The 23,151-nt window shown below is 46.9% G+C and carries 22 protein-coding genes; 3 read left to right on the top strand and 19 right to left on the bottom strand.

The window, feature by feature from the left end; genetic code table 11:
• Positions 1-40: 40 nt before the first annotated feature.
• The gene (gene pflB, locus KNO79_RS13075) at positions 41-2,287 is read right to left on the bottom strand and encodes a formate C-acetyltransferase (RefSeq protein WP_214691484.1); all 2,247 of its coding nucleotides are present in this window, start codon (positions 2,285-2,287) and stop codon (positions 41-43) included.
• 361 nt (positions 2,288-2,648) lie between these two features.
• Here pflB and KNO79_RS13070 point away from each other — a divergent pair, with 361 nt between their 5' ends.
• Genes KNO79_RS13070 through KNO79_RS13060 form a run of 3 tightly spaced genes read left to right on the top strand, consistent with a single transcriptional unit; the run spans position 2,649 to position 4,932 of the window.
• A complete protein-coding gene (locus tag KNO79_RS13070; RefSeq protein ID WP_015880830.1) occupies positions 2,649-3,071 on the top strand; it encodes a hypothetical protein in 423 nt (140 codons plus the stop codon).
• 53 nt (positions 3,072-3,124) lie between these two features.
• Positions 3,125-4,291, top strand: coding sequence for a DEAD/DEAH box helicase (locus KNO79_RS13065; protein ID WP_214691483.1), 1,167 nt, complete (start codon positions 3,125-3,127; stop codon positions 4,289-4,291).
• Positions 4,288-4,932 (top strand): hypothetical protein, encoded by a 645-nt coding sequence (locus KNO79_RS13060; protein WP_196431564.1) that lies wholly within the window; start codon positions 4,288-4,290, stop codon positions 4,930-4,932. Before KNO79_RS13065 ends, KNO79_RS13060 begins: the two co-directional genes overlap by 4 nt.
• Before the next feature lie 137 nt (positions 4,933-5,069).
• Here KNO79_RS13060 and KNO79_RS13055 read toward each other — a convergent pair whose 3' ends face one another.
• From KNO79_RS13055 to KNO79_RS12970, 18 genes are all read right to left on the bottom strand, one after another.
• Complete coding sequence (locus tag KNO79_RS13055; protein WP_084543114.1) at positions 5,070-5,642, bottom strand: hypothetical protein; 573 nt, start codon at positions 5,640-5,642, stop codon at positions 5,070-5,072.
• Positions 5,643-6,050: 408 nt separating this feature from the next.
• Complete coding sequence (locus KNO79_RS13050) at positions 6,051-7,151, bottom strand: hypothetical protein (protein ID WP_214691482.1); 1,101 nt, start codon at positions 7,149-7,151, stop codon at positions 6,051-6,053.
• A gap of 9 nt (positions 7,152-7,160) precedes the next feature.
• Positions 7,161-7,967: a hypothetical protein gene (locus tag KNO79_RS13045; RefSeq protein ID WP_159563558.1), complete on the bottom strand. Its 807-nt coding sequence runs from the start codon at positions 7,965-7,967 to the stop codon at positions 7,161-7,163.
• Positions 7,964-8,644, bottom strand: coding sequence for an ATP-binding cassette domain-containing protein (locus KNO79_RS13040; RefSeq protein WP_074037744.1), 681 nt, complete (start codon positions 8,642-8,644; stop codon positions 7,964-7,966). The genes KNO79_RS13045 and KNO79_RS13040 overlap by 4 nt, the downstream gene beginning before the upstream one ends.
• Complete coding sequence (locus tag KNO79_RS13035) at positions 8,622-9,014, bottom strand: GntR family transcriptional regulator (RefSeq protein ID WP_074037745.1); 393 nt, start codon at positions 9,012-9,014, stop codon at positions 8,622-8,624. The genes KNO79_RS13040 and KNO79_RS13035 overlap by 23 nt, the downstream gene beginning before the upstream one ends.
• Positions 9,015-9,153: 139 nt before the next feature.
• The gene (locus KNO79_RS13030) at positions 9,154-9,744 is read right to left on the bottom strand and encodes a kinase (protein ID WP_214691481.1); all 591 of its coding nucleotides are present in this window, start codon (positions 9,742-9,744) and stop codon (positions 9,154-9,156) included.
• 52 nt (positions 9,745-9,796) lie between these two features.
• Complete coding sequence (locus KNO79_RS13025; protein ID WP_074037747.1) at positions 9,797-11,482, bottom strand: b(o/a)3-type cytochrome-c oxidase subunit 1; 1,686 nt, start codon at positions 11,480-11,482, stop codon at positions 9,797-9,799.
• Entirely contained in the window at positions 11,483-11,953 is a 471-nt protein-coding gene (locus KNO79_RS13020) for a cytochrome c oxidase subunit II (protein ID WP_015880821.1), read from the bottom strand. It abuts the gene before it with no gap.
• Between the two features lie 24 nt (positions 11,954-11,977).
• Positions 11,978-12,097: a cytochrome c oxidase subunit 2A gene (locus KNO79_RS13015; protein ID WP_224863290.1), complete on the bottom strand. Its 120-nt coding sequence runs from the start codon at positions 12,095-12,097 to the stop codon at positions 11,978-11,980.
• A gap of 177 nt (positions 12,098-12,274) precedes the next feature.
• Positions 12,275-12,985, bottom strand: coding sequence for a Crp/Fnr family transcriptional regulator (locus tag KNO79_RS13010; protein WP_015880820.1), 711 nt, complete (start codon positions 12,983-12,985; stop codon positions 12,275-12,277).
• 153 nt (positions 12,986-13,138) lie between these two features.
• On the bottom strand, positions 13,139-14,524 hold the full coding sequence (locus tag KNO79_RS13005) for an aldehyde dehydrogenase (RefSeq protein ID WP_074037749.1): 1,386 nt from the start codon (positions 14,522-14,524) through the stop codon (positions 13,139-13,141).
• Positions 14,525-14,675: 151 nt separating this feature from the next.
• Positions 14,676-15,821, bottom strand: coding sequence for an MFS transporter (locus KNO79_RS13000; RefSeq protein WP_159563554.1), 1,146 nt, complete (start codon positions 15,819-15,821; stop codon positions 14,676-14,678).
• A gap of 121 nt (positions 15,822-15,942) precedes the next feature.
• Complete coding sequence (gene deoD, locus KNO79_RS12995; protein ID WP_015880817.1) at positions 15,943-16,656, bottom strand: purine-nucleoside phosphorylase; 714 nt, start codon at positions 16,654-16,656, stop codon at positions 15,943-15,945.
• 15 nt (positions 16,657-16,671) lie between these two features.
• Positions 16,672-17,382 carry a response regulator transcription factor gene (locus tag KNO79_RS12990; protein WP_074037751.1) on the bottom strand — a complete coding sequence of 237 codons (711 nt, stop codon included), beginning with the start codon at positions 17,380-17,382 and terminating at the stop codon, positions 16,672-16,674.
• Entirely contained in the window at positions 17,379-19,136 is a 1,758-nt protein-coding gene (locus KNO79_RS12985) for a sensor histidine kinase (protein WP_074037752.1), read from the bottom strand. The genes KNO79_RS12990 and KNO79_RS12985 overlap by 4 nt, the downstream gene beginning before the upstream one ends.
• Positions 19,137-19,233: 97 nt before the next feature.
• Complete coding sequence (locus tag KNO79_RS12980) at positions 19,234-20,448, bottom strand: M48 family metallopeptidase (protein WP_214691480.1); 1,215 nt, start codon at positions 20,446-20,448, stop codon at positions 19,234-19,236.
• Positions 20,449-20,546: 98 nt separating this feature from the next.
• Positions 20,547-21,647 carry a PQQ-dependent sugar dehydrogenase gene (locus KNO79_RS12975; RefSeq protein ID WP_214691479.1) on the bottom strand — a complete coding sequence of 367 codons (1,101 nt, stop codon included), beginning with the start codon at positions 21,645-21,647 and terminating at the stop codon, positions 20,547-20,549.
• 37 nt (positions 21,648-21,684) lie between these two features.
• Positions 21,685-23,145, bottom strand: a complete 1,461-nt coding sequence (locus KNO79_RS12970; protein ID WP_214691478.1) for an MDR family MFS transporter — start codon at positions 23,143-23,145, stop codon at positions 21,685-21,687.
• Between the last annotated feature and the right edge of the window lie 6 nt (positions 23,146-23,151).

Raw genomic sequence — 23,151 nt, 5'->3', positions numbered from 1 at the left:
CGAATGAGCGGCCCTCCGTAGAAGGCCGCTAAGCCTTTATTTACAACGAACCGTGGAACGTACGGTTGATGACGTCGATCTGTTGCTCACGTGTCAACTTGATGAAGTTGACCGCATATCCTGATACACGGATTGTGAGTTGTGGATATTCTTCTGGATGTTCCATTGCGTCGAGAAGCGTCTCGCGGTTGAAGACGTTAACGTTCAAGTGATGTCCTTTGTGCTCTCCGCTCATGTACCCATCGAGAAGCGCCGCCAAGTTGAGTTCGCGTGCGATTTCTTCTTTTCCGAGTGCTTTCGGTACGATTGAGAACGTGTAAGAGATTCCGTCTTGTGCGTGTTCAAATGGAAGTTTCGCAACAGATGAGAGCGATGCAGCCGCACCTTTTGTATCCCGTCCATGCATTGGGTTGGCACCTGGAGCGAATGGTTCACCCGCACGACGACCGTCTGGCGTATTTCCTGTTTTCTTACCGTAGACGACGTTCGATGTGATCGTGAGGACCGATTGCGTATGAAGTGCGTCACGATATGTTTTATGTTTCCGTACTTTCTCCATGAATGATTCGACGAGTTCGACGGCGATTGCATCGACACGGTCATCATTGTTTCCGAATTTCGGGAAGTCCCCTTCTGTTTCGAAGTCGACGATGATTCCTTCTTCATTACGGATCGGTTTGACGTTTGCGTATTTGATTGCTGAAAGACTATCCGCCGTTACCGAGAGACCCGCGATCCCACAAGCCATCGTCCGTAAGATTTCAGGATCGTGAAGCGCCATTTCGATTCGTTCATACGCATATTTATCGTGCATGAAGTGAATGACGTTGAGCGTATTCACGTATAGCTCTGCCAACCAGTCGAGCGTCCGGTCAAAGTCGGCATATACTTTTTCGTACGTAAGCACGTCTTCTGTGTTCATTTCCCAAACTGGAGCGATTTGAGCACCGCTCTTCTCGTCACGACCGCCGTTCATGCTATAAAGGAGAGCCTTCGCCATGTTGGCACGCGCACCGAAGAACTGCATTTGTTTCCCGATCTTCATCGGTGACACACAACATGCGATGCCGTAGTCATCACCGAATTGTGGCATCATCAAGTCATCGTTCTCATATTGAATAGCCGAAGTTTCAATCGACATTTTCGCACAGTATTGTTTGAATCCTTCTGGAAGTTTCGTCGACCAAAGGACCGTCAAGTTTGGTTCTGGAGCTGGTCCGAGGTTCGTGAGTGAATGCAAGAACCGGAATGAACTCTTCGTGACGTTCGAGCGACCGTCTTGACTCATCCCACCGATTGATTCTGTCACCCAAGTCGGGTCACCTGAGAATAATTCATTGTAGTCCGGTGTCCGTAAGAATTTGACGATTCGAAGTTTCATGATGAAGTGGTCAACGATTTCTTGGACGTCTGATTCTGTTAAGCGACCCGTTTCAAGGTCACGTTCAGCGTACACGTCAAGGAAGGTCGAGACGCGACCGAGTGACATCGCGGCACCGTTTTGTTCTTTGATGGCAGCAAGATACGCCAAGTATACCCATTGATATGCTTCTTGCGTATTTTCCGCAGGACGACCGAGGTCAAATCCATATGCAGCTCCGAGTTGTTTAAGTTCTTGGAGGGCACGAAGTTGTTCATTCAGTTCTTCCCGATCGCGGATGTCAGACTCAGATAAGAACCCGCCGCGTTTCGCTAAATCCTTTTTACGTTCTGCCATCAAGAAGTCAATTCCATAGAGAGCGACGCGACGATAGTCACCGATGATGCGTCCACGACCGTAAGCATCTGGAAGCCCCGTGATGATCCCTGATTTACGAGCGGCCCGCATTTCAGGCGTATAGGCATCGAAGACACCTTGGTTATGTGTTTTACGAATCTCTGAGTAAATTTTTGTGATTTCTTCGTCTGGCTCGAAACCATATGATTCGAGTGCCGCATCGACCATACGAATGCCGCCATTCGGGTGAATCGAACGTTTGAACGGTTCATCCGTCTGAACGCCAACGACTTTCTCTAACTCTTTGTTTAAGTAACCTGGTCCATGCGATACGATGGTCGATGGTGTGTGTTGATCGACGTCCCAGACGCCTCCACGTTCACGCTCTTCTTTTGTTAGTTCCATCACACGATTCCAAAGAACGTTTGTCGCTTCGGTCGGACCTGCTAAAAACGCATCGTCTCCTGTGTACTCATGACGGTTCAAACGGATAAACTCACTGACATTTACTTCATTCGTCCACTGACCAGGGACAAAACCTGACCATGCGGATTTGATTTCGGTTGCCATGTTGATTCACTCCTCATTCTCGAAAGTAACTGCGTGTTATCTATACTGTGAGTGTACGTGAAAACGTGAACAATATGTTTTACATTCTTGTGAAACTTGTAACAATCTTATGAACGTGATGAAATAGCCGTTTTTGAAAGCGTTTTACAAACTGTTATATCTGCTAGTTTATATAGTTTGAAACAGATGATCCCTAATTAGATAAGGTTTACCTATCATCTGTACTAATTTGATTGTTCTGTGACGAACTATACAGTTATTAAGGTGATTAATCTCACATCACTCGGTTAGAACTTGAATTTTTGTGTCGTATCAGACACAATGAAGGCAGAACATTGTATAAGAGGAAGGGGTTCTACTCATGACGTATGAACCATTAACAGCAAATCACGCCTTTCAGGTTGGCGATCGCATCTCATTAAAGGTCGATGAGGCCGGCGAAAAGCGTGACGGATTTATCACAGAATTTGAAGACGGAGGGTTTTGGATCCGCTTCGACGATGACATCGAGAACGAAGATTTTATTGATTATCGCGACCAGCTACTCGCCGCACTTTTGTCGCGTCCAATCCATGTCATTACGACACATCCGGAACTGAAACCGTTCGAGAACATGACGGCCGAGTTACAGTATCGCGTTTATCAAGGATTCACGATTGAGAAAGTTGAATTGACAGCAGAAGGTGCAGACGCCCACATCCAACTCATCGAAGACGGTCAGACGTATACACAGACGTTACGTTCTTCCATGGAAGATGGTCAGGAGCATGTTCGCTATATTTGACGAGGGAGCGCTGTCGCTTCCTTTGTTTTTGCCTAAAGATAAGGAGACCGAATATGAATTTTACAAAACCTTTTATTAACGAAACGTGGGAACGGATGGGCTTCAATGAGCCGATGCCGGTCCAAAAAGAAGCGTTTCCCCTACTATTAGATGGAAAAGACGTGACAATCGAGGCACCAACCGGAACGGGTAAGACACTCGCCTACCTCCTTCCAGCCATTGAAAAGATTGATCCGTCGAATGACCGCATCCAAGTCGTTGTCGTCGCCCCGACCCGTGAACTTGTCATGCAGATTCAACAAGTCGCACAACGTTTCACCGAAAAAGCCGACGTCCGCATCGGTTCGTTCATCGGCGGTGTCGAATTGAAACGTCAAATCGACCGAATCAAGAAAAAACCTCACTTGATCGTTGGGACGCCGGGTCGTCTCGTCGAGTTGATCGACAAGAAAAAACTGAAGCTCCACGAAACACATACCGTCATTTTAGATGAGGCCGACCAAATCATCGACAGCGGTTTGACAGAGGCCGCAGAACGAATCATCAAGCATACCGCGCACGAGCGTCAGCTTGCACTCGTCTCGGCAACACTCACCGACTCACTCCAAGAGTGGGCGTCACCATTCATGAACGAACCGGCTCATATCAAAATCGAACGTGCCGTAAGCGATCAAGTGACGTACGGCTATCTGTTGACGACGCGCCGGTATAAACCGGAACTTCTTCGTCGTCTTTCACACGTCGACGGTGTGAAGGCACTCGCCTTCATCAACAACCGCTCGTTCTTGCCACCGCTTCGCGGAGAACTTGAAAAGTTGAAAGTGAACTACCGGATGCTCGACAGCTTGAAAGGGAAGCGCGAACGCGTCGAGACGCTACGCGAATTCCGCAAAGGCGAATACCCGCTCCTCATCACGACCGGTCTCGCTGCACGCGGTCTCGATATTGAAGACGTGACACACGTCGTCCATTTCGACTTACCGGAATCAATCGATGACTTCATTCACCGTTCCGGCCGTACCGCTCGCGGTAACGCGGGAGGCACTGTCCTTTCCCTCGTGACGACGGATGACCTGCCGCACTTGAAATCGTTCGCGCGTCAACTCGGTGTCGAGTTGAAAGAGCTCGAAATCTATCGCGGTGACGTGATTGAGAAACGGATTGAGGAGAAGCCTCCTGTCGTCAAACGTCCTGCGAACAAGCGAGGACCGCGCCGATGAAAAAAGACCGGAAAGTAATTCCCTTCCCTTTGCTCGTCGAAGAGTCCGAATTGCTTGCCGAACTGAAAAAGTTGTATGAGCAAGCGGCTCTTGCGCGAAGCACACAGTGGACGAACTATATTCAAGAGATTGCATCGGAAGGGACATGGCACTTAAAAGATGCCGAACTCTTTCGTGACCTCTTCATCGATTGGGCCGTCTTCTTTGAGACGGATGAGGATGGGATGACACCCCATGGTCGCTACTTGGCCGACCATAAGAGCGACATGTCCCCTGCCCTCTATCACGCACTCCGTGGACTAGCTGTCCCGCGTTGTAGCATCTTTGAAGTCACAGAAGACGGTCAGTTGAAAGACTGGGAGTCAAAAGAGACATACGCTGTTCAGTTACCAGAAGAACGTGAGACCGGCGACCTCATTCTCGGGAAGCTACTCGATATCCGAGGCAGTTGGCGTTTCGGTTCGGCGTTTCTCGCCTTACCTGCGAAGATGTCTGGGAATGTCGCCGATCTGTATATCGACTTTACAGATGAAGTCGGTCCCGGTGCCTTTTTGGAGCAGTTCCCAGAGTTCTGCGCGGAACTGATTGACTTGTTGCTTGATTTAGAAGAAGGCGTCATCATACCGAAACCGACTAAGTAAAAAAAGCAGGATCAGCATGCAATCATCCCCTCACCATGTTGATCGGCACAAGTTCAGTATTCCAACGCTACTAAAAAGAGCGGGTATACCAAGACCCGCTCAAGTTTTATAAAACTCCGAAATCCATCGGAGTTTTTTTATTTTCCAAAGGCTGCTGAACATGATCCAATCACAGATGAAACACCGAAGAGGTCTAGCAAGGCTTCGCGCGCATCTGGTCCTGCATCTTTAGCGGCGAGTCGAACAGCTTGTTTGAGTGACGCTGTCTTACTTAATTTATCTTCTCGTGACATCTGATAGTATGGTTTGATTGCTTTAACAAACTTCGTAGCACCACCGACAGATTTCAAGGCAGATTTGATTTTCAGGATTTTCGCTGGAGTAAAATTGATGACGATTGCAGTTCCAACGGCTCCTACACAACCTGCAATTGAACCTATACTAGCCTTTCGAACACCCGCTAAATCTTGTCTTTCATCCAAATCAAGTGTGAAACTTACTTCATTCTCAAGGTATATTTTAATGGCTTCCTCGCCCTGCATAATCACTTCATCCGGCATATTCTCGATTGCAGTTAGGATCTCAATTAACTGTAAGTCCTGTTCATTCAAATCTTCAGCAGCGCTAGCTGAATCTCCTGGTATAAATGAGGTAGACAAAACGAGTATCATCACCATCATAACTGATATGACTTTCGATTTTATAGACAAGTTAGTCCTCCTTCGTTTTTACTACAAACTTAAGCACTACAGCGATTAGAAAAATTACAATGGTTATAACCGCTTTACTATTCTCAGACAAGCCATCCACAAAAAAGTGTATAACAGTAATGGCTGCGAGGAGCAGGATATAAATCCACTCTTTAGTCGAATTTTTCATTTATATAACCTCCCATTCACTCGCAAATTAACATACTGAAATTTGGAATGTAAGCCCGAAAAAGATGTTCTAAGGGGCAAGACATATGTCTATATTTAGAGTTGTACAAAACAAAAAAACGGACAACTATGTCCGCTTAGGCAGTAGATGAGTCATTTTCATCGTTATAACGTTATCGTAGCAATCATCATTCATAATAACTCTGACTTATATTTTGGATGGACCCATCTCTTATATTTTTATCTGACATATACGTCAATCTGTTTGAGCATATCACGCGCTTCTTCATTTTCAGGCGTGATTGCCGCACTCGAGATTTGTTTCCCATCCTCGTATACATCGATGACGACCCCGTCTTTCGCTTGGCGCGTTTGGTAAAGGCGACCATTTTCATAGAATGCGTGATCCACTGAATCAAGAACTTCCCGGGTCGTTTGTTTCCCGGTGTTCAAGTCGATGACAAGTTCCTCGCCGTCCTCATTTAAGGCGAACAGGTTGTGGCCCGACACTGTATAATCCCAAAAGCCTTGCCCTTCTGCCAGTTGAACAACTTTACCCGTTTTTGTATCGTAAGCGAAGAGTCCTGGATCCGGATCCTCAACATTGATTTCCTCTTCCCCTTCTCGGATCACTTCGTACGAGCTGACACCGACAGGGATGTACCGTGTTTCTGCCATCTGTGATAATAAATCAGTAACGTAAAATCGATTCGTATTGATGACATGGGTGATAAATCCTTTATCCATGCTCAATTCTTTGACGGTCACCTCATTCATCGCTTCATTAAACGTAGCGAGCATTGTTTTTTCTTCACCGTCATATCCATCTCGATAGACTAAGTTTAACTGGCCATCATTCAGAAATGCGCCTGCCCACACCCCGTTCACGATGTCGTATATTTTTGAATCACTGGCATCGAATGAAAATGTCGATAACTTTTCTCCATCTTCTTGTTTAAACACGATGAGCTCTTTCATCCCATCCTGACCGACCCCGATATATCCGTCTTCTGTTCGAATCGATTGGGCATACGTCCATCCATTCATGATTCTATGAATGGAACGCGCATCTCCATTCAAACGTTCCCGATATCGCAATCCCTCAGCTATATAGTTCAAATTTGACGTGATGTGACTCTCTTCAGTCGTCACTTCAAACCGCTGTTCAACATCATCCTCTGTGCTATAACTAATCTCTACCACTGCGTCTTCCCACACTGATGGATTCGAACTGATGTCTAACGCCCATTCTGCTTTCGGTTCCGTCGCATCAACGGCAAACGTCCCAAGCCCAATCACGATGACCGCACCGAGCGCGGCCACATTCCACATTCGTTTCATTTTCTCACCTCACACATTCAGTTTCGTCTGTAAAAATCTTCGACCTAGCCAAATCGTCACACTTGCCCATACGACCAATACCATACCGACGTACACGATCGTCTCATCATAAATTAGTCGATTCGACAGGAACGCGTATCCTAAAATTGGAATGGTCAAGATGACAACTAGAATCGACAAGCTAAGTACCGGTGACCACATCGTCCGTTGCCAGAAACTTCGTTCAATCAACACGAATGTGAAGATGAAGAGCACAGCAATCGTGATTATCAATTGATGAATGACAAAGTTGATGAGCGAAGAAGGATACATAACCATTAACATCCCATGGTAGGAAATAGCTTGCTCGAATGAGCCTCCCATCGGTATCATCTTTCCATCAAACCAACTCGTGAACGCTATGTACTGTAATTTGAGGGCAATCCATTCGATGGCAAATAACCCTAACGTCATCATTAAAATGGTAGCGAGTTTAGCGAAGAACAAGGTCATCCGCTTTTGTGGCATCGTGAGCAGTCGCATCATGAACGTCCCTCGTCCTTGAAAATCGCGATACCAGATCCATACGCTGTACAGCAACACGGCAGCAACGGCAATTCCGAGTGATAAAAGATACGGAGTGCCATTTAAGTAATTTAAAAATGATAGTTGATAGTCCGCATTTCCTTCACGTCGCAACTGTTCATAAAAGTTTGTTTCGTCCCATAAAAAGTAACCGAGATATCCAAACTGTATAACGATAAGACCTGCGACTAATGTCAAGAACGGTTTCGTGACACGTTCAACTTCCCAACTCAATAGTTTCAATAGATTCATGCCCCGTACTCCTCTCTCATCACATCGACGATTGACTTCCCGTGAATGAAACGGACATCCTCGACGTCAAACTCACGAACGATGCGTCCGTTATTCAACATGACTGCCTTGTCGATCAAGTACTCGATATCCTCTATTTCATGTGTCGTAATGAGGACGCCCCGGCTCTCCATGATTTCACTTGAGAACAGTTCAACAATCTGTTCTTTCGAAAAGACATCGATTCCTGAGAACGGCTCATCGAGCAATAGATAATCAGGGTCTTGGGCAATGCCGAGCGCAAGATTCGCTTTGGCGAGCGTCCCTTTCGATAACTCGCTCAACTTATCTTCCGGGAATAATTTAAAATCTTCGACGAGACGAGCAAATAATGCCGAATCAAATGTCGGATAAAAATCTTTCATAAACGCCTCACATTGTTCAATCGTGAAATGAATTGGGAACATCGCATGGTCGGCGACAAAGGCGACACGATTCAAATCAATTGGTTTTCCATCAATCAATACCGAACCTTTATCGAAAGGTGTCAATCCCATGATGCCTTTCAATAACGTCGATTTCCCCGTTCCGTTTAGTCCAATGAGGCACGTAATCTCCCCTTTATTCGCTGTGAACGAAACGTCTTCAATAACTTGTTTCCGGCGATAGCGCTTTTTAACTCCCAACACTTCGATCATCGTACGTCCCCTCCTTGTACTGACGTTTAATCTTATCGACCAGCTCGTCTACCGAGACGTCGAGTTCTTGAATCGCTTCCACAAATACCGCGACCGCGTCATCTACAATCTCAGAGCGGATTTGTGCCAATACCGTACCATCTGTCGTTACACGACTCGGTCGATTTCGTTCGGTCGTAATCAATTGTTGGTCCTCCATTTCTTTGAACGCTTTTTGAACGGTGTTCGGATTAATTTTTAAATCATTCGCTAGTTCTCGCCGGGATGGCATTTCATCCCCGGCTTTCAGTTTACCGAGTGCCATCTTCTTCTTGAAGTAGTCGACGACTTGTAGGTAAACTGGTGTCCTCGTATTGAATTGCATGTTCATCACCTTTCTAAGTGTATGACATGGTTAATACACTTCCTAACTGTATTATTAGCGTAATACACTAAGACGTCAATCATTTTTTCAAATTTTCTCCAAACAAAAAACATCTGACACGTGCGTCAGATGTTAAAACGTTCAGTCAGAGCACGCTATCTGCCCCTCTTTTCGGGTCGACGTCCCGAAGATACAAATTTTCTCCTGGCCAGTACCGGCGCTTGTATTTCTCAAGCCGTGTTGTCGGATCACCGAGGTATGTATCCCGGTTCAAAACTCGCTCGTACCGAACTTTTCGGGGACAGTCGAGATAAATCACATAGTCGAAATAAGAACGCCATTCAGGACGTTGTAGAAAAATCCCTTCTACGACAACCGTATGCGCGAATGATACGTCCACGATCTCTTCTGCGATGACATCTCGTTCATACACGTAACGAGGTAACGTCAATTCCGTCATCCCATTCCTCAATGGACGAAACAGTTCACGTTCTAAGCGCGAGACATCCCATTGAAGTGCGTAATACTCCACCGGTTCAGGCTGTCCGGTCTGATAGCGTCTGTCCCGTTCAACGATATAGTCATCGATGTGAAGAACGTAAACACTCGGCTCATTGCTCAAATGTGAGACGAGCGTTGTCTTGCCCGCTCCGCTCAGTCCATCAATCGCTACCAAAAACGGTCGATTCTCTGAGTGCATCGAACGAGCCGCACGGATGACGTCTAATATGTTCATATCGTTCCTCCTCACACAAAAGAAGTCAGCTCACGAATGAGCTGACTTCAGTTTACCAGAGTACCCAACCACGCGCTCCTGGAGGCGCACTCTCAATCAAGTGCCAGATTGGAACGGTGTATGCAAATGCGATCAAGACAAATGTCACGGTAATCCATAGCTTCCAATTCTCGAAGTAACGCGGTGTATCCATCGCCGCCTCTTCTGTCTCAGCGAGCGGGAATTCTTCTTCGCCTTTTGGAGCGAGGAATGACAAGTTGAACATCGAGTAGACGAAGATGAGAACAGAGATGAACAAAATTGTTCCCCCGATTGCCATCATGACATGATATGGGATCCATTCACGCGTCAATGCATCTGAGAAATAAGTTGCCGGACCCGTACGACGTGGGTTCCCGTTCAATCCTGAGATATGCATTGCATAGGACATGATCGCCATACCGAATGCCCATGTTCCTGCTTGAATCAATCCAAGCTTGTTCATCGCCTTCGTCAACGTGCGACCACGTAGGACTGGGACTAGCCAGTACGCTGTTCCGAAGAAGGTTAAGGCGACGGCAGTACCTACTGTGATGTGGAAGTGTCCTGTGACCCATAACGTATTGTGGACCATTGCATTCAATTGGTGCGAAGCGTTGATGATTCCACCTGCGCCAGCCGGGATGAAGAACAACATCCCAACGAAAGGAGCAAGGAAGCGAACATCGCCATATGGCATTTTCTTCACCCATCCGAACAGTCCTTTCGCGCCAAGGGCACGACCTCGAAGTTCAAACGTCGCAAAGAGCGAGAATGCTGTCATAAATGATGGGATGACGACTAAGAACGTCAAGATGACTTGAACGAATTTCCAGAACGGTTCAATCCCTGGCTCTGTCAACTGATGGTGGAAACCGACCGGGAATGAGAAGAGTAGGAACAGCAAGAACGCCATCCGCGCCAACGCATCCGAGAAGATCTTCCCACCAATCACTTTCGGTACGACCGTATACCACACGATGTATGCCGGCATGAGCCAGAAATAAACGAGCGGGTGACCGAAGTACCAGAACAATGTACGAGATAACTCGATTCCGACTGTATCCGTCCATCCTAACGAGAGCGGAAGGAGTTGGAATAAAATCGTTGCTGCAACACCAAGTGTCGCAATGTCCCAAAGAAGCATCGTCATGATACTCATATACGCCGGAAGTGGTGGATGGATACCAGGGTTGTCACGCTTGTAATCCGCATACATGCGGAACATCGCGAAAGACGACAACCATGTCCCGACTACGAATAACACGAGTCCGACATAGAAGAGCGGATCTGCCATGAGCGGCGCATAAAACGTATATAAGACCGTCCCTTTATTGGCCAAAATCATGACGGTTACCATGACAGCACCGATGATCATCGTCCAAAAACCGAGCCAAGCGACACGTGTCGGGAACGATTCAAAGCGACCGAACGACTTCGCCAATAAGGCATATAAAAGACCGATAATGAACATCGTCGTAAAGACGATTCCAAGCATGATCCCGTGCGCAGTCAGAAGTTGATAGTATCCAAAGATTTCAGGAATGACACCCGTCCGAATCAATGTCTGAGTCAATCCAGCTAGCGCCCCAATCAAGATGGCGAGAACGGATACGAGAACATGTCCATAGGCAAGACGTGCCTCTTTTGCTCCGATACTCGGAACCGGTACGCCGCGTTCCATCTCCCATTGCTTCAGTTTAGATGATACGTCATTCATTTATTCCACCACCTTGATTTTAGTCGACATCATGTGATGCCCTGTACCGCAATATTCGTTACACAAGATTAAAAATTCGCCAGCTTCCTCGAATGTGTACGTCAACGAGTTGATATGTCCCGGGACGATCATCATGTTGACCGGCGTACCCGTCAACTGAAATCCGTGGACGACGTCAGGTGATGTCACGAGGAACGTCACTTTTGCCCCTTTTGGAATTTCAACATTCCCTGGTGTGAACGTAAACGCTTGTGCGATCATGACGAGCTCATATTCATTTTCACCAATTTGATGAAGTCCTGGTTTGTCGAACGGAGCCGTCTGATTTACTTTTGCCGGGTCAATCAAGTCTGCATCCGATGCGGGTTGATTACCTGCCGCGAATGCGGATACCCCGAGAACAGTCAGGAAGACTGCGAGCAGAATGATGCCGAATGTAAGCCAATATTTTTCTAGTTTATGAATATGCATGATGAGACCCTCCTCCCTGAATTCTTACCGAGTGACGAATAAGTAAAAGACTGATGACCACATGGCGATGATGACACCCGCCACGATCATGACCGATGTGAACGTTCCTTTTAAATTCGGTTCTTGTCCATCTTTATGTTCCACGTGTAAGACCCCTTTCGCTTGTTTTTCCACCTTTATTGTATGCAATCGCTCTGGTGATAATATGTGATATTTATCACTCCAAAAGTGACAATCACATCAATTTTGCGTAGTTTCAACACATAAAGTTCACATTTGTACAAAACCAATCCACAAAAAACCGCCTCCACATGGGGCGGTTTACAAACGACATATTCCTGCCGGGCAGCCTTCGCAATGGCATAACTCTTTTAAAAAGTCGACATCGCGAATGATGATTGATTTCGTTGTTGTGCTGATGACACCTTCTTTTCGCCACTGACTGATCAATCGATTCACCGTCTCACGCGGTGCTCCAATCAGTTGTCCGAGTTCTCCGTCAGACGGATGACGAGGAATCACGATTGCATCTTCTTCCTCCACTCCATGCATCGCGGCCATTCGAAGTAACGTCGAAGCCAATGCACCAGGTTTTCCATACAACAATAAGTCGCGCACTTTCATTTCGGAATGCTTACGCATCATCGATGTCCAGCGCAAGATTTCTCCGGCAAAACGGATATCGCGCTGCATAAGCGATTCTAACTCTCGTTTTGAAATCGTCCCGATGGTACTCTCTTCAGTCGTTTCGATGCTATACGAACTAGGGAATGTCTCCACGATGTCAAACTCACCAAAGAAATCATCCGATCCATACATGAACATGACGAGTGGATTTCCCTTTTTCGTGATTTTCGTGAATTTGACAGATCCACTCTTCAAATAAAAGAACTTATCACACTTCTCACCTTCCCAACACACGATACTCGCTTTTGGATGATGCTGAAGCGTCATCATTTCGAGTAACAGCTGTTTCGTTTCATCTGAGAATACAAAACTGTTCGGTTGGGTCGTTCCACATTGCATTGACATAGGTCGGTGCTCCCTCCACGTTTCATTCGTCCGTTCCATTTATGACTTTATTATACAGGAGTGTGACAGGGAGTATCATAAAAGTATGTGACATTTCAAACAATCTTTTGAAAATAAAAAGATTCGGGTATGACCCCGAATCTTTACATCGATTCATCGTTGAATCAGTCGAATCAATTGTTCAGCCGGTTTGAAGTTCGGATACCGGACTGGTAAATCAAATTTTGTCGTATTTTTTAAAATAGACTTCGCGTGGCTGAATGTCTCAAAACTCGTTCGCCCATGATAGGCCCCCATTCCGCTCTCGCCCACTCCACCAAACGGTAGATTTGGGTTCGTCAAATGCATGATGACATCGTTCACACACCCGCCACCGAAGGAAAGGTGCTTCATGACGGTTCTTTCCACGTCCTTTGACTCTGTAAAGAGATAGAGCGCCAATGGGTGTGGTCGGTCTGAGATGAACTCGATCACTTCATCCAATTGACGATATGGAATGACTGGTAAAATCGGACCGAAAATCTCATCTTTCATCACATCAGCATCTTCATGAAGATTCGTCATGACGGTCGGCGCAATTTTAAGCTCATCCCGGTTCATCTCTCCACCGAACACAAGGTCACCTTCTGTCAAATAGTGAGCCAAACGGTCGAAGTGTGATTCATTGACGATGCGCGTGTATCGTTTCGTGCCGACACCATTCCCAAACATCGCAAACGCCTCTTGTTTAATCGCTTCTAAAAATGCTTCTTGTTGCGATTCGTGGACGAGCACATAGTCTGGTGCGACACATGTTTGACCGGCGTTCATCCATTTACCCCAGGCGACACGTTTTGCCGCAATGGAGACGTTCGCATCTCCGTGAACGATGACTGGTGATTTCCCACCTAGTTCGAGCGTGACTGGCGTCAGATGCTTCGCTGCCGCCTGATTGACGATTCGCCCGACTTGCGTCGATCCCGTGAAGAAGATGTAATCCCATTTTTGTGCCAACAGCTCTTGCGCTGTATCTTTATCCCCTTCGACACTTGCCACATATCGATCGGTGAAGGCACGCTCGAGCACCTGCGTCAGGACACGCGCAACATTCGGCGTCAATTCTGAAGGTTTGACAACGGCTGTATTCCCTGCGGCAATCGCACCAATGAGTGGAGCAACAGCCAATTGGAATGGATAATTCCATGGAGCGATGATCAACACCGTGCCGTACGGCTCATATTGAATCTCACTCTTCATCCCAAGATGAATCGCCGTCCCACGGACACGCTTCGGACGCATCCACCGCTTCAATTCACGCGTCGTTCGTGAAATCTCATCGTAAATAAATCCGATTTCCGTCGTATACGCATCCAATTCGGACTTGTTCAAATCTTCGCGAAGCGCCTCTAGCAAATCCGCTTCATAATGCTTAATGGACTCCTTTAAAAACGTCAGCATGCTCAAACGAAATGCCATCGATTTTGTCGCCTGTGTTTTAAAGAAGCGGCGCTGTTTCTGGACTAGCTCGTCAATCGTCAACTGTTCAATCGGTGCCAGCATAAACTTTCCTCCTTATGATTCATCACATTTATCTCATTTTATCATCGTGTGAAACGTGAATCTAAAAAAACGCTTTCATCAACCTACTATAATACAAAGCGTTTAAATGTTTAAACGCTTAATCATAGAGTAAGCGATTGCTTCCCTCGTGTCAAAACATCCGTACTCTTTTTCGCGCGCTGATCAGAAAGAGCAGGCTTGCGCTCCCTAAAATCAAGCCGGTCAGTGTGAACTGCTGGACGATCGAGAGTGGAAGAACACTTAAGAATGATGACCCCGCTACCGTTCCGAGAGAGAAAAAGGCATAGAACGCCCCGTATGCTTTCCCTCGATTTTGTGGAGAGGTCGATTGGATCAACAACGTATTAATGGCCGGGAATAAAATGGCAAACCCGACACCATATAAGGCAAGTACCCCATACAGGCTAGTTTGTACACCCGATTGTCCAATTAACACCTGGCTTATCCCGATGATAGCCACCCCAAGTGCGGTCAACTTTGTCGGAGAGAATCGATCAAACAATCGGTTCGTCGGCAATAAAAAGAACAGGACGGCTACCACGCCGAACATACTGAGCAATGTCCCGCTCAATCGTGAATCATATCCAAGTTCCTGCACATGGAGCGGCAGTAAAAAGGCGAGCGCCCCTTGAGAAAACATGAGGAAAAAAGCGCCCCAATAGGCACGAAGCACTTTCGGATCCGGTTTTTCCCGTGTCCTCTCTTTTTCTATTATTGTCTCGACCGTTTGACTTCCTCGCATTGTCACAATCGTCACGATGAGAATCACCCAACCGAATAAAGAGACGAATAAAAAGACAGTTGGTGGCGATGTGATGCTTGCGACGATACCGCTGAATGCTGGACCGATAATGGCAGCTAACCCGACGAAACTACCGGTAATGGCGACTTTCTTACCTTGACGGTTCATCGCGGTGACGTTCGCCGACAGCGTAAATGCAGCTGGGACGATGAGTCCGGCCATAAAGCCATGAATACACCGTACAAACAGCAACATAAATGCTGAGTCGACGAACTGATAAGCCAATAAACTGAAGCTCGTCAGAAACAAGCCGAGAACCAAAACCGGATATGGACCATTTCTGTCAGTCCATATACCAGATAACATATTTCCAAACGTGTTCGTCAACGAATAGATTGCAATGGAAAAGCCAGCGATAAACGAGGATGCCCCAACGGATACCGCAAATGTGCTCATGATCGGAAGTTGGGCGAATAAATCAAAAAAGGCAAAGAATACGATTGCATATAATATAAAACGTGATGGAGTTTTCATCGGACAATTCCTCTTTCCCGTGATCTTATTCTTAGTCTAGCTGGTGCTCCACCCGTTTCATAGGGATGAATAGGTTTAGACACAAAAAATCCCTACAGCCAAAGGCTATAGGGAAAATCGCTTAGTTTGTTACTTCGACGGCTGTGTCGAGAGCGACACGAATCATTTCATCAAACGTCGACTGACGCTCTTCTGAAGTCGTCTCTTCACCCGTCAACAAGTGGTCAGAGATCGTGAGGATCGTCAACGCGTTCACTTTATGTTTCGCTGCAAGCGTGTAAAGACCTGCTGCTTCCATCTCGATCGCGAGGCAACCGAAGTCCGCCCATTTCTTGAAGTGATGGAAATCATCTTGATAGAATTGGTCAGCCGTGAAGATTTGTCCGACTTTGACCGGGATACCCGCTTTTTCTGCATTCATATACGCACGATGTAGGAGGTCGAACGTCGCTGTTGGCGCATAGTCCATTCCGTTGAAACGGACACGGTTTTGTCCCATTTCACTTGATGCGCTCATCGCGATAACAACGTCACGTACCTTAACATCTTCTTGAATTCCGCCCGCTGTTCCGACACGGATCAAGTTTTTAGCACCGTACGACATGATGAGTTCATTCACGTAAATCGACATCGATGGGACACCCATCCCTGTACCTTGCACTGAGATGCGTTTTCCTTTGTATGTTCCCGTGAAGCCGTACATGCCACGAACTTCGTTATATAATTCGACGTCTTCTAAAAACGTTTCCGCGATATACTTGGCGCGAAGCGGATCCCCTGGAAGTAATACCGTTTCTGCAATTTGTCCTTCTTGAGCTCCAATGTGTACACTCATGTTTGAATTCCTCCTTTAAGCTTGTCGTTGAACTTGTTCCCGAAATTCGTTCGGAGTAACACCGACTTGTTTTTTAAAGACCTTTCGGAAATATTTGTCGTCCGAAAAGCCGACTGCTTGGGCGACTTCATAGATACGCTGTCTACTCGTTTCTAACAGGCGCTTTGCTTCATTCATCCGAATTGTCAACACGTACTCAGATAGATTCACGCCATATTGTTGTTTAAATCGTCGTGAGATATACTCCCGACTTAAGTAAAACCGTTCACTCATTCCTTGCAAACTCAGCTCTTCCGCAAAGTGCTGTTCAATGTACGTACCAATTTGGGCAATCGGATCTTCACTCGACTCCGTCATCACGCCCGCTAACGCCCGTGACAACGTATCGTTTAGTACATCCGGGTCGATCGGCTTCAACAGATAATCAAAGCTCCCGTACTGGATGGCCCGGCGCATGTACGAATATTCATCGTAACCTGTCAACACAACGAGCTTAGAGGATGAAGCGTGGTCGTGTACCCACTCCATCAGCTCGATTCCATCACAATGTGGCATTTGAATATCCGATAGAATTAAAGCAGGTCGCTCCTGCTCGATGAGCGCCTTTGCCTCAAGTCCGTTCTTCGCCTCGAGTACGGCCTTCACACCGAACCGCTCCCATTCGCCGAGTAATTTCACCGCTTCCCTTACTGGAGATTCATCATCTACAATCAACACTTTCGTCATGATGCCACCCCTTCATCCGTTGCCGGGAAACGCATCATGATTCGAAAACCGCCTGTTTCAGGTGTAGCCAACATAAATTCTGCCTCCCGATTATAGTTTAACATGAGTCGATCACGAATGTTTCGTAATCCTGTACCCTCTGTGTCATAAAATGTCGAGTCCCCTTGTTCAATACGTGACATGACCCGTTCCCATTCTTCCGTCGTCAAGGAACGTCCGCTGTTCTCACAGCGAATCACGAGTGTCGCCCCTTCCATCCAGACCATCACGTCAAATCGATTCGCTAAAGCCGAGCCGTCTCGCTCGAACCCATGTTTGAAAAAGTTCTCTGCGAGCGGCTGTAAAATCATCTTTGGAACAATCAGTTCATGGAGGTCCTCAGGGACTGAGACGCTCACTTGAAACTGATTTGGAAAACGAACGTCTTGCAGGCGAATGTATGAGTTCAAATGCTCGATTTCTCTCTTTAGCGTGACCATCGACTCTTCTGGATGCATCGTATATCGCATCATCGAAGAGAGTTGTGTGATCAATCGATAGACGGTTTTGCCATCTCCCTTTAAAGCCAGTGTGCCGATCGACTGTAACGCATTGAATAAGAAGTGCGGATTAGTTTGCGCCTGTAAGGCACGTAGTTCATTCGTTCGGTTCTCTAAGGCAAGCTTATACTCCCGTTGAATCAGATCGTCGATTCGCTCAATCATCCGCTTGAACTGTCTCCCGAGTACGCCGAACTCATCATTTCCGAGGGAATCGAACGAGACCGTCATATCGCCTTGCTCAATTCGCCAAATGTTCGAGGTCAACGTCTTAATCGGAGTCGTCAGTTTCATCGAGGCGTACGTGGCGCCAATCAATGCCAGAATGAGTGAGATGATTCCGACTAACAAAATAATGAACGATGTTCGTGAAGCCGGTTCCGTCAAGAGCTGATCTGGAATCGACTTCCCGACATAGAATTGCTGATGGTCGAACTCAAATGTTTTCGTGATTTGATGATGATTTCCATCGGTCGAGAGCGATCTCGGTTGAAACGACGAAGGAATCTCGCCATCTCCAAGATGGGCGAACACACGATTGTCCTCACCAACGAACCATAGACTTTCCTCCGGACTATTTTGAAGAGAAGCCAACTGTCCGATGAACAGATCTTCCGGGATATCGAGCGACAGAATCGCGAGCGGTTCGTCCGTTTCAATTTTATCGAGTCTGAAATGGAGGGTGACGACATCTTCTTGTGTCATGATTGGTCCGAAATCATGATACGGAATGAGCGGATGTGACGCTTCAAGCAAGACACGACTTTTCGGATTATTCAACAACTGTCGTTGGACAGCGCTCGGTTCTTTTTTGGAACGCGGTGATACTTTCATTTTATACGCTGCGAATGAATCCATGTCTTCAAGCATCAACAGCTGAATTTGCGCCACGTCTTCCCGGGACAAATACATTGCGAGGAGCGCTCGTCGCACTTCAATCTCCGTTTCTCTTAACGACAGTCCCGGTCCGTATTCCAGTATGTCCAATACGTCACGATCTGCGTATAGGCTAGTCGGCAAGCGACTCAAGTCAGAGATATAGCGTTCCATCTGACGCGTCCCCCGTTCAAGCGACCATTCCGTCATTTCAAGACCGCGTTCACGTTCTCGATCCTCCACATACCAAAATGAAATGATTGTCGCGATAATGACTGGCACGATGATGGTTAATGCAATCATTCCTGTTAACTTTGTCCGAATGCTATTCACCGACATCCCCCCTACCCCATGAGTATATCACGCGTTATGCAAACGTTTGCAAGAATCATAAAAAAGAATCCTCATTTCTTTCGAAACAAGGATTCAGCGACTATTAATAGGATTCCATTAAATCAATGAGTTGTGGTCCGTGTCCCATTTCTCGTGCCACATCAATCGGTGTCATCCCCTCTTCGTTCTCGATGGTCACGTCTGCACCGTGATCAAGTAAGAGGAGGACCGTCTCAGGATCGATGTCGTCATTATAGAACAAGTTATGGAGTGGTGTTTCTCCATATTCGTCTTGAATGTTCACATCCGTCACGTTTGCCAGTTCCGCTTCAATTTCTTCATAACTCGCATTCATGAACGTCAATTCTTGAATCGGTTCACCTAATTCCATTCCCCAATCCTCTTCGAGATCTTCGCTCATTGCCGATGCGACAAAGTCAGATAAATCATCGTTCATGACGAGCAAGGCGATGATTGCTCCGTTACCGATGACAGTCAATAGAATCATCGAAATGATAGAGGCTTTCACATATCCCGCTGTTTTAAAGACCGGTACGTTTTCTTCGCCCGCATGTGTCGCAATCGCTGCAATGCGTTTCGGTAACGTCGGATGCGTCGACAACAGTTCACTATATTTCGCGATGAATCCGTTCTCTCTGCTCGCTTCATACAGATAGTCAAACTCATTCACTTCTTTCGCGAGCGGTCCCCCGATCGCAAGTACGGTCAACGCTTGTTTCGACGCTCCAAAATCTTGAAGATAATGCGCTGCCATCCGGTCACACGTATACTCACATGCACGCGAATAAGCTGATCCTAAAAACGGAATGATGCTACCAAGTAAGACAACCCATTGTTTTTGAACGTGGTTCCGACGAATATGTGCCAATTCATGTGCGATGACAAACTCGACTTCTTTCGCCTGTCCAGTACGTGTCAATTCCACGACATCAGAATATAAGATGACCATATTCTTTTGGAAGAATCGCGTGGCGAAAGCATTTAACACACCACCGGCCTGTAAGATATACACATCTGGCAACAAACGAATCCCCATCTCAGCCCCGACGCGTTGAACCAGCTCATGAAGCTCTGTGAACTGACGAGGCGTCACCTTGACACCGTTCGTCCGAATATACCCGATTTGAATCCAGTGCGTAAACATTGAGAGTGCTATGATCGTCCCGATGATCCACAAGAAAAGACCGAACGATGCAATCGTCAGTACGATTCCTAAAATCAAGACGAGTACGCTTGCTGCGACTAATAATGAGAAGTATAAATTTTCTCGTTTATGTACCAAGTTTGAATGATTCATCTAAATTCCCCTTCTTTTTCCAAAATACATGTTTAATTATACCGTTCCTTCCAGAAGAAACAACGAAAAAAAATAGAAACTGACGGATTCGTCAGTTTCTAGCGGATGGTCACTTGATAGAGTTTGTCGTCTTGCGATTGCGGATTGCCTCGTCCGTCCGTATTGTTCGAAATAAAATACAACGTATCGTCGTTCAACCACACATCACGAATCCGTCCTACCCCTTCGACAATTGTCGTGACTTGCTTCGTTTCACGATCGATGGCCACGAGCCGCTCATTCCGAAGTGTCGCCATGTATACGTACCGTTCATCGGTCGCAATTCCAGATGGTGCCCAAGACGTCTCACCAACTTCAAACCATGGCGTGATGAGACCGTCTCGTTCCTCGTTTGCCTCAATGAGTGGCCATCCATAATTGTTTCCTTCTTCTATCACGTTGACCTCGTCATGTCCACTCGCCCCATGCTCACTCGCATAAAGCGTATCATCCATCCGGCTGAGTCCTTGAGGGTTTCGATGACCAAGTGAATAAATCCAGTCGGTCGGTTCGCCTTCACCCGATAATGGAATTCGTAAAATCTTCCCCGCCAAAGATGACTCGTTTTGAGCAAGTTCTGGCACGAGCGCATCGCCCGTCGTCACCCAAAGATACGCTCCATCGACTAATAGACGTCCACCGTTATGGAAACGTGCCCCTGGTATCTCGTCAATCAAGACACCAGTTTCCTCGAAACGTTCTCCATCCCACGTCAACTCTACCACCCGGTTCTTGACGTCTCTTCCCGATGAACCGTACGTATGATATGCGTAAAGGATGCCACTCGATTCAAAATCGTCGCTCAGCGCGATGCCGAGGAATCCTCCTTCACCAATCTCAAATACGTCTTCGTCCAAGTTCACGTCAGATTGCGTCGCGCTACCGGAATCATCGATTACCGTGATGGTCCCACCACGTTCCGATACGAACCATTTATCCGCACTTCGAGCGAGTGACCACGGGATCTCTAGATTCTCAGCGACGGCGGTCACTTCCCCGATGTTCAGTTCCGTCTCTTTAGTGGTATTCGATTCTTCAGATGTTGCCGACTCATCACGAGTCGATTCTTCAGCAGGTGGTGGCTCCGTACCTTCGTTCGTCGGTTCTGGCGTACATCCCATAAGAAACAATAGTGTCACAATCCCAATTTGACGTTTCATGTCGGTTCGCCTCCCTTTCCTTCATCATACCCTTGTTTTACGAACGCTGTGAAGGTTCCGGTGGGCGGGCCGGCAAACGAGTTGCGATGATGAATGCAATCACGGCCGCAATCATCGCCCCGATGAAGATCCCATTCAACCCGGTCGCGATGATTTGTTCACCTTGCAGACGGACAGACGCGCTTAACGTCTCCGTCACACTTTGATTGAAGAAGTCTTCCAAAGACACTTGGGATAAGGAGCTGCTTTCTTTAAAATCATTGAGTACGACAAAGTTAAAGACGGCTCCAAAGACTGCTACACCGAGCGTTTGACCGACCGTACTTAAGAAGGAGTTGGTCGCAGTCGCCGTTCCTCGTTGCTGATAGGAAACGACGGTTTGTAAGACGACGATAAACATCGGCTGTGACAATCCGAATCCTACCCCAATCAAAGCCACCGCACCATATACCCAGAAATCCGAGCTTGATTGAGATAAGAGTGTCAACGTGAGGGTTCCGATGACGAGTAACCCCATACCAACCAACGCGCGACGTCTCGGGGATGCCACACCGAGCGTCCGTCCTCCGATAATCGATGTGAATGTCCATGCAACAGACAACGGCATCAACATGAATCCAGCCTCGGTTGCTGTTTTTCCTAATACTGCTTGCGCCCAAATTGGGATGTAAGCTGACATTGAAACGAGCACCCAAGCTGCAAAAAAGACAGAGCCGTTGATGGCCGCAATCGTTGGTTGCTTGAGCAAATCAAACGGCAATAAAGGAGAGGTTGCTCTTCTTTCCGATAGGAAGAATCCCCCTAACAAAACAAGACTAATTACGCCACTCCCGACGATGGTCGTCGTCCATTCATTCGTTTCACTGAACGTGATCAAGGCGTATAAAAACGCGGTCGTTCCTCCAGCGAACAAGAGAGCACCTTTCAAATCAATCCGCTCGCTCGTTTCAGCGACGGTTTCTTTATAAAAGACGATAATCATGATGAACGAGAGTAACGCAAATGGCACGTTTAATAAGAATACGTAACGCCAAGACAACGTTTCGACCAAAAATCCACCGATGACGGGGCCAAGCACACCCGATACACCCCAGACCGCACTTAGAATTCCTTGAATTTTCCCACGCTCTTCGTATTTATATAAATCTCCAATAATCGTCATCGAAATCGGAAGCACGGCTCCGGCCCCGAGACCTTGCAGCGCCCGAAAGACAATGAGTTGTTCCATCGATGTCGCTAACCCACATAACAATGAAGACACGGTGAACAACCCGATTCCAAACAACAGGACGCGCTTTCGCCCGAATAAGTCTGCCACTTTTCCATAAATCGGTGTCGAAACCGCTGTAAAAAGTAAGAAAGCGGCAAATACCCAGCTGACGAGCGTCGCTCCGTTCAACTCACTGGCAATGACCGGTGTCGCAACCGATACGACCGTCCCTTCAATCGCTGCTAAAAAGGTTGCCAGTAATAGGGCAACCGTCACATTTTTTCTCATTCATTC

Source organism: Exiguobacterium sp. s43 (genome assembly GCF_018617255.1).
GTDB classification, from domain to species: domain Bacteria; phylum Bacillota; class Bacilli; order Exiguobacteriales; family Exiguobacteriaceae; genus Exiguobacterium; species Exiguobacterium profundum.
This window is presented reverse-complemented; position numbering and strand designations above follow the sequence as displayed.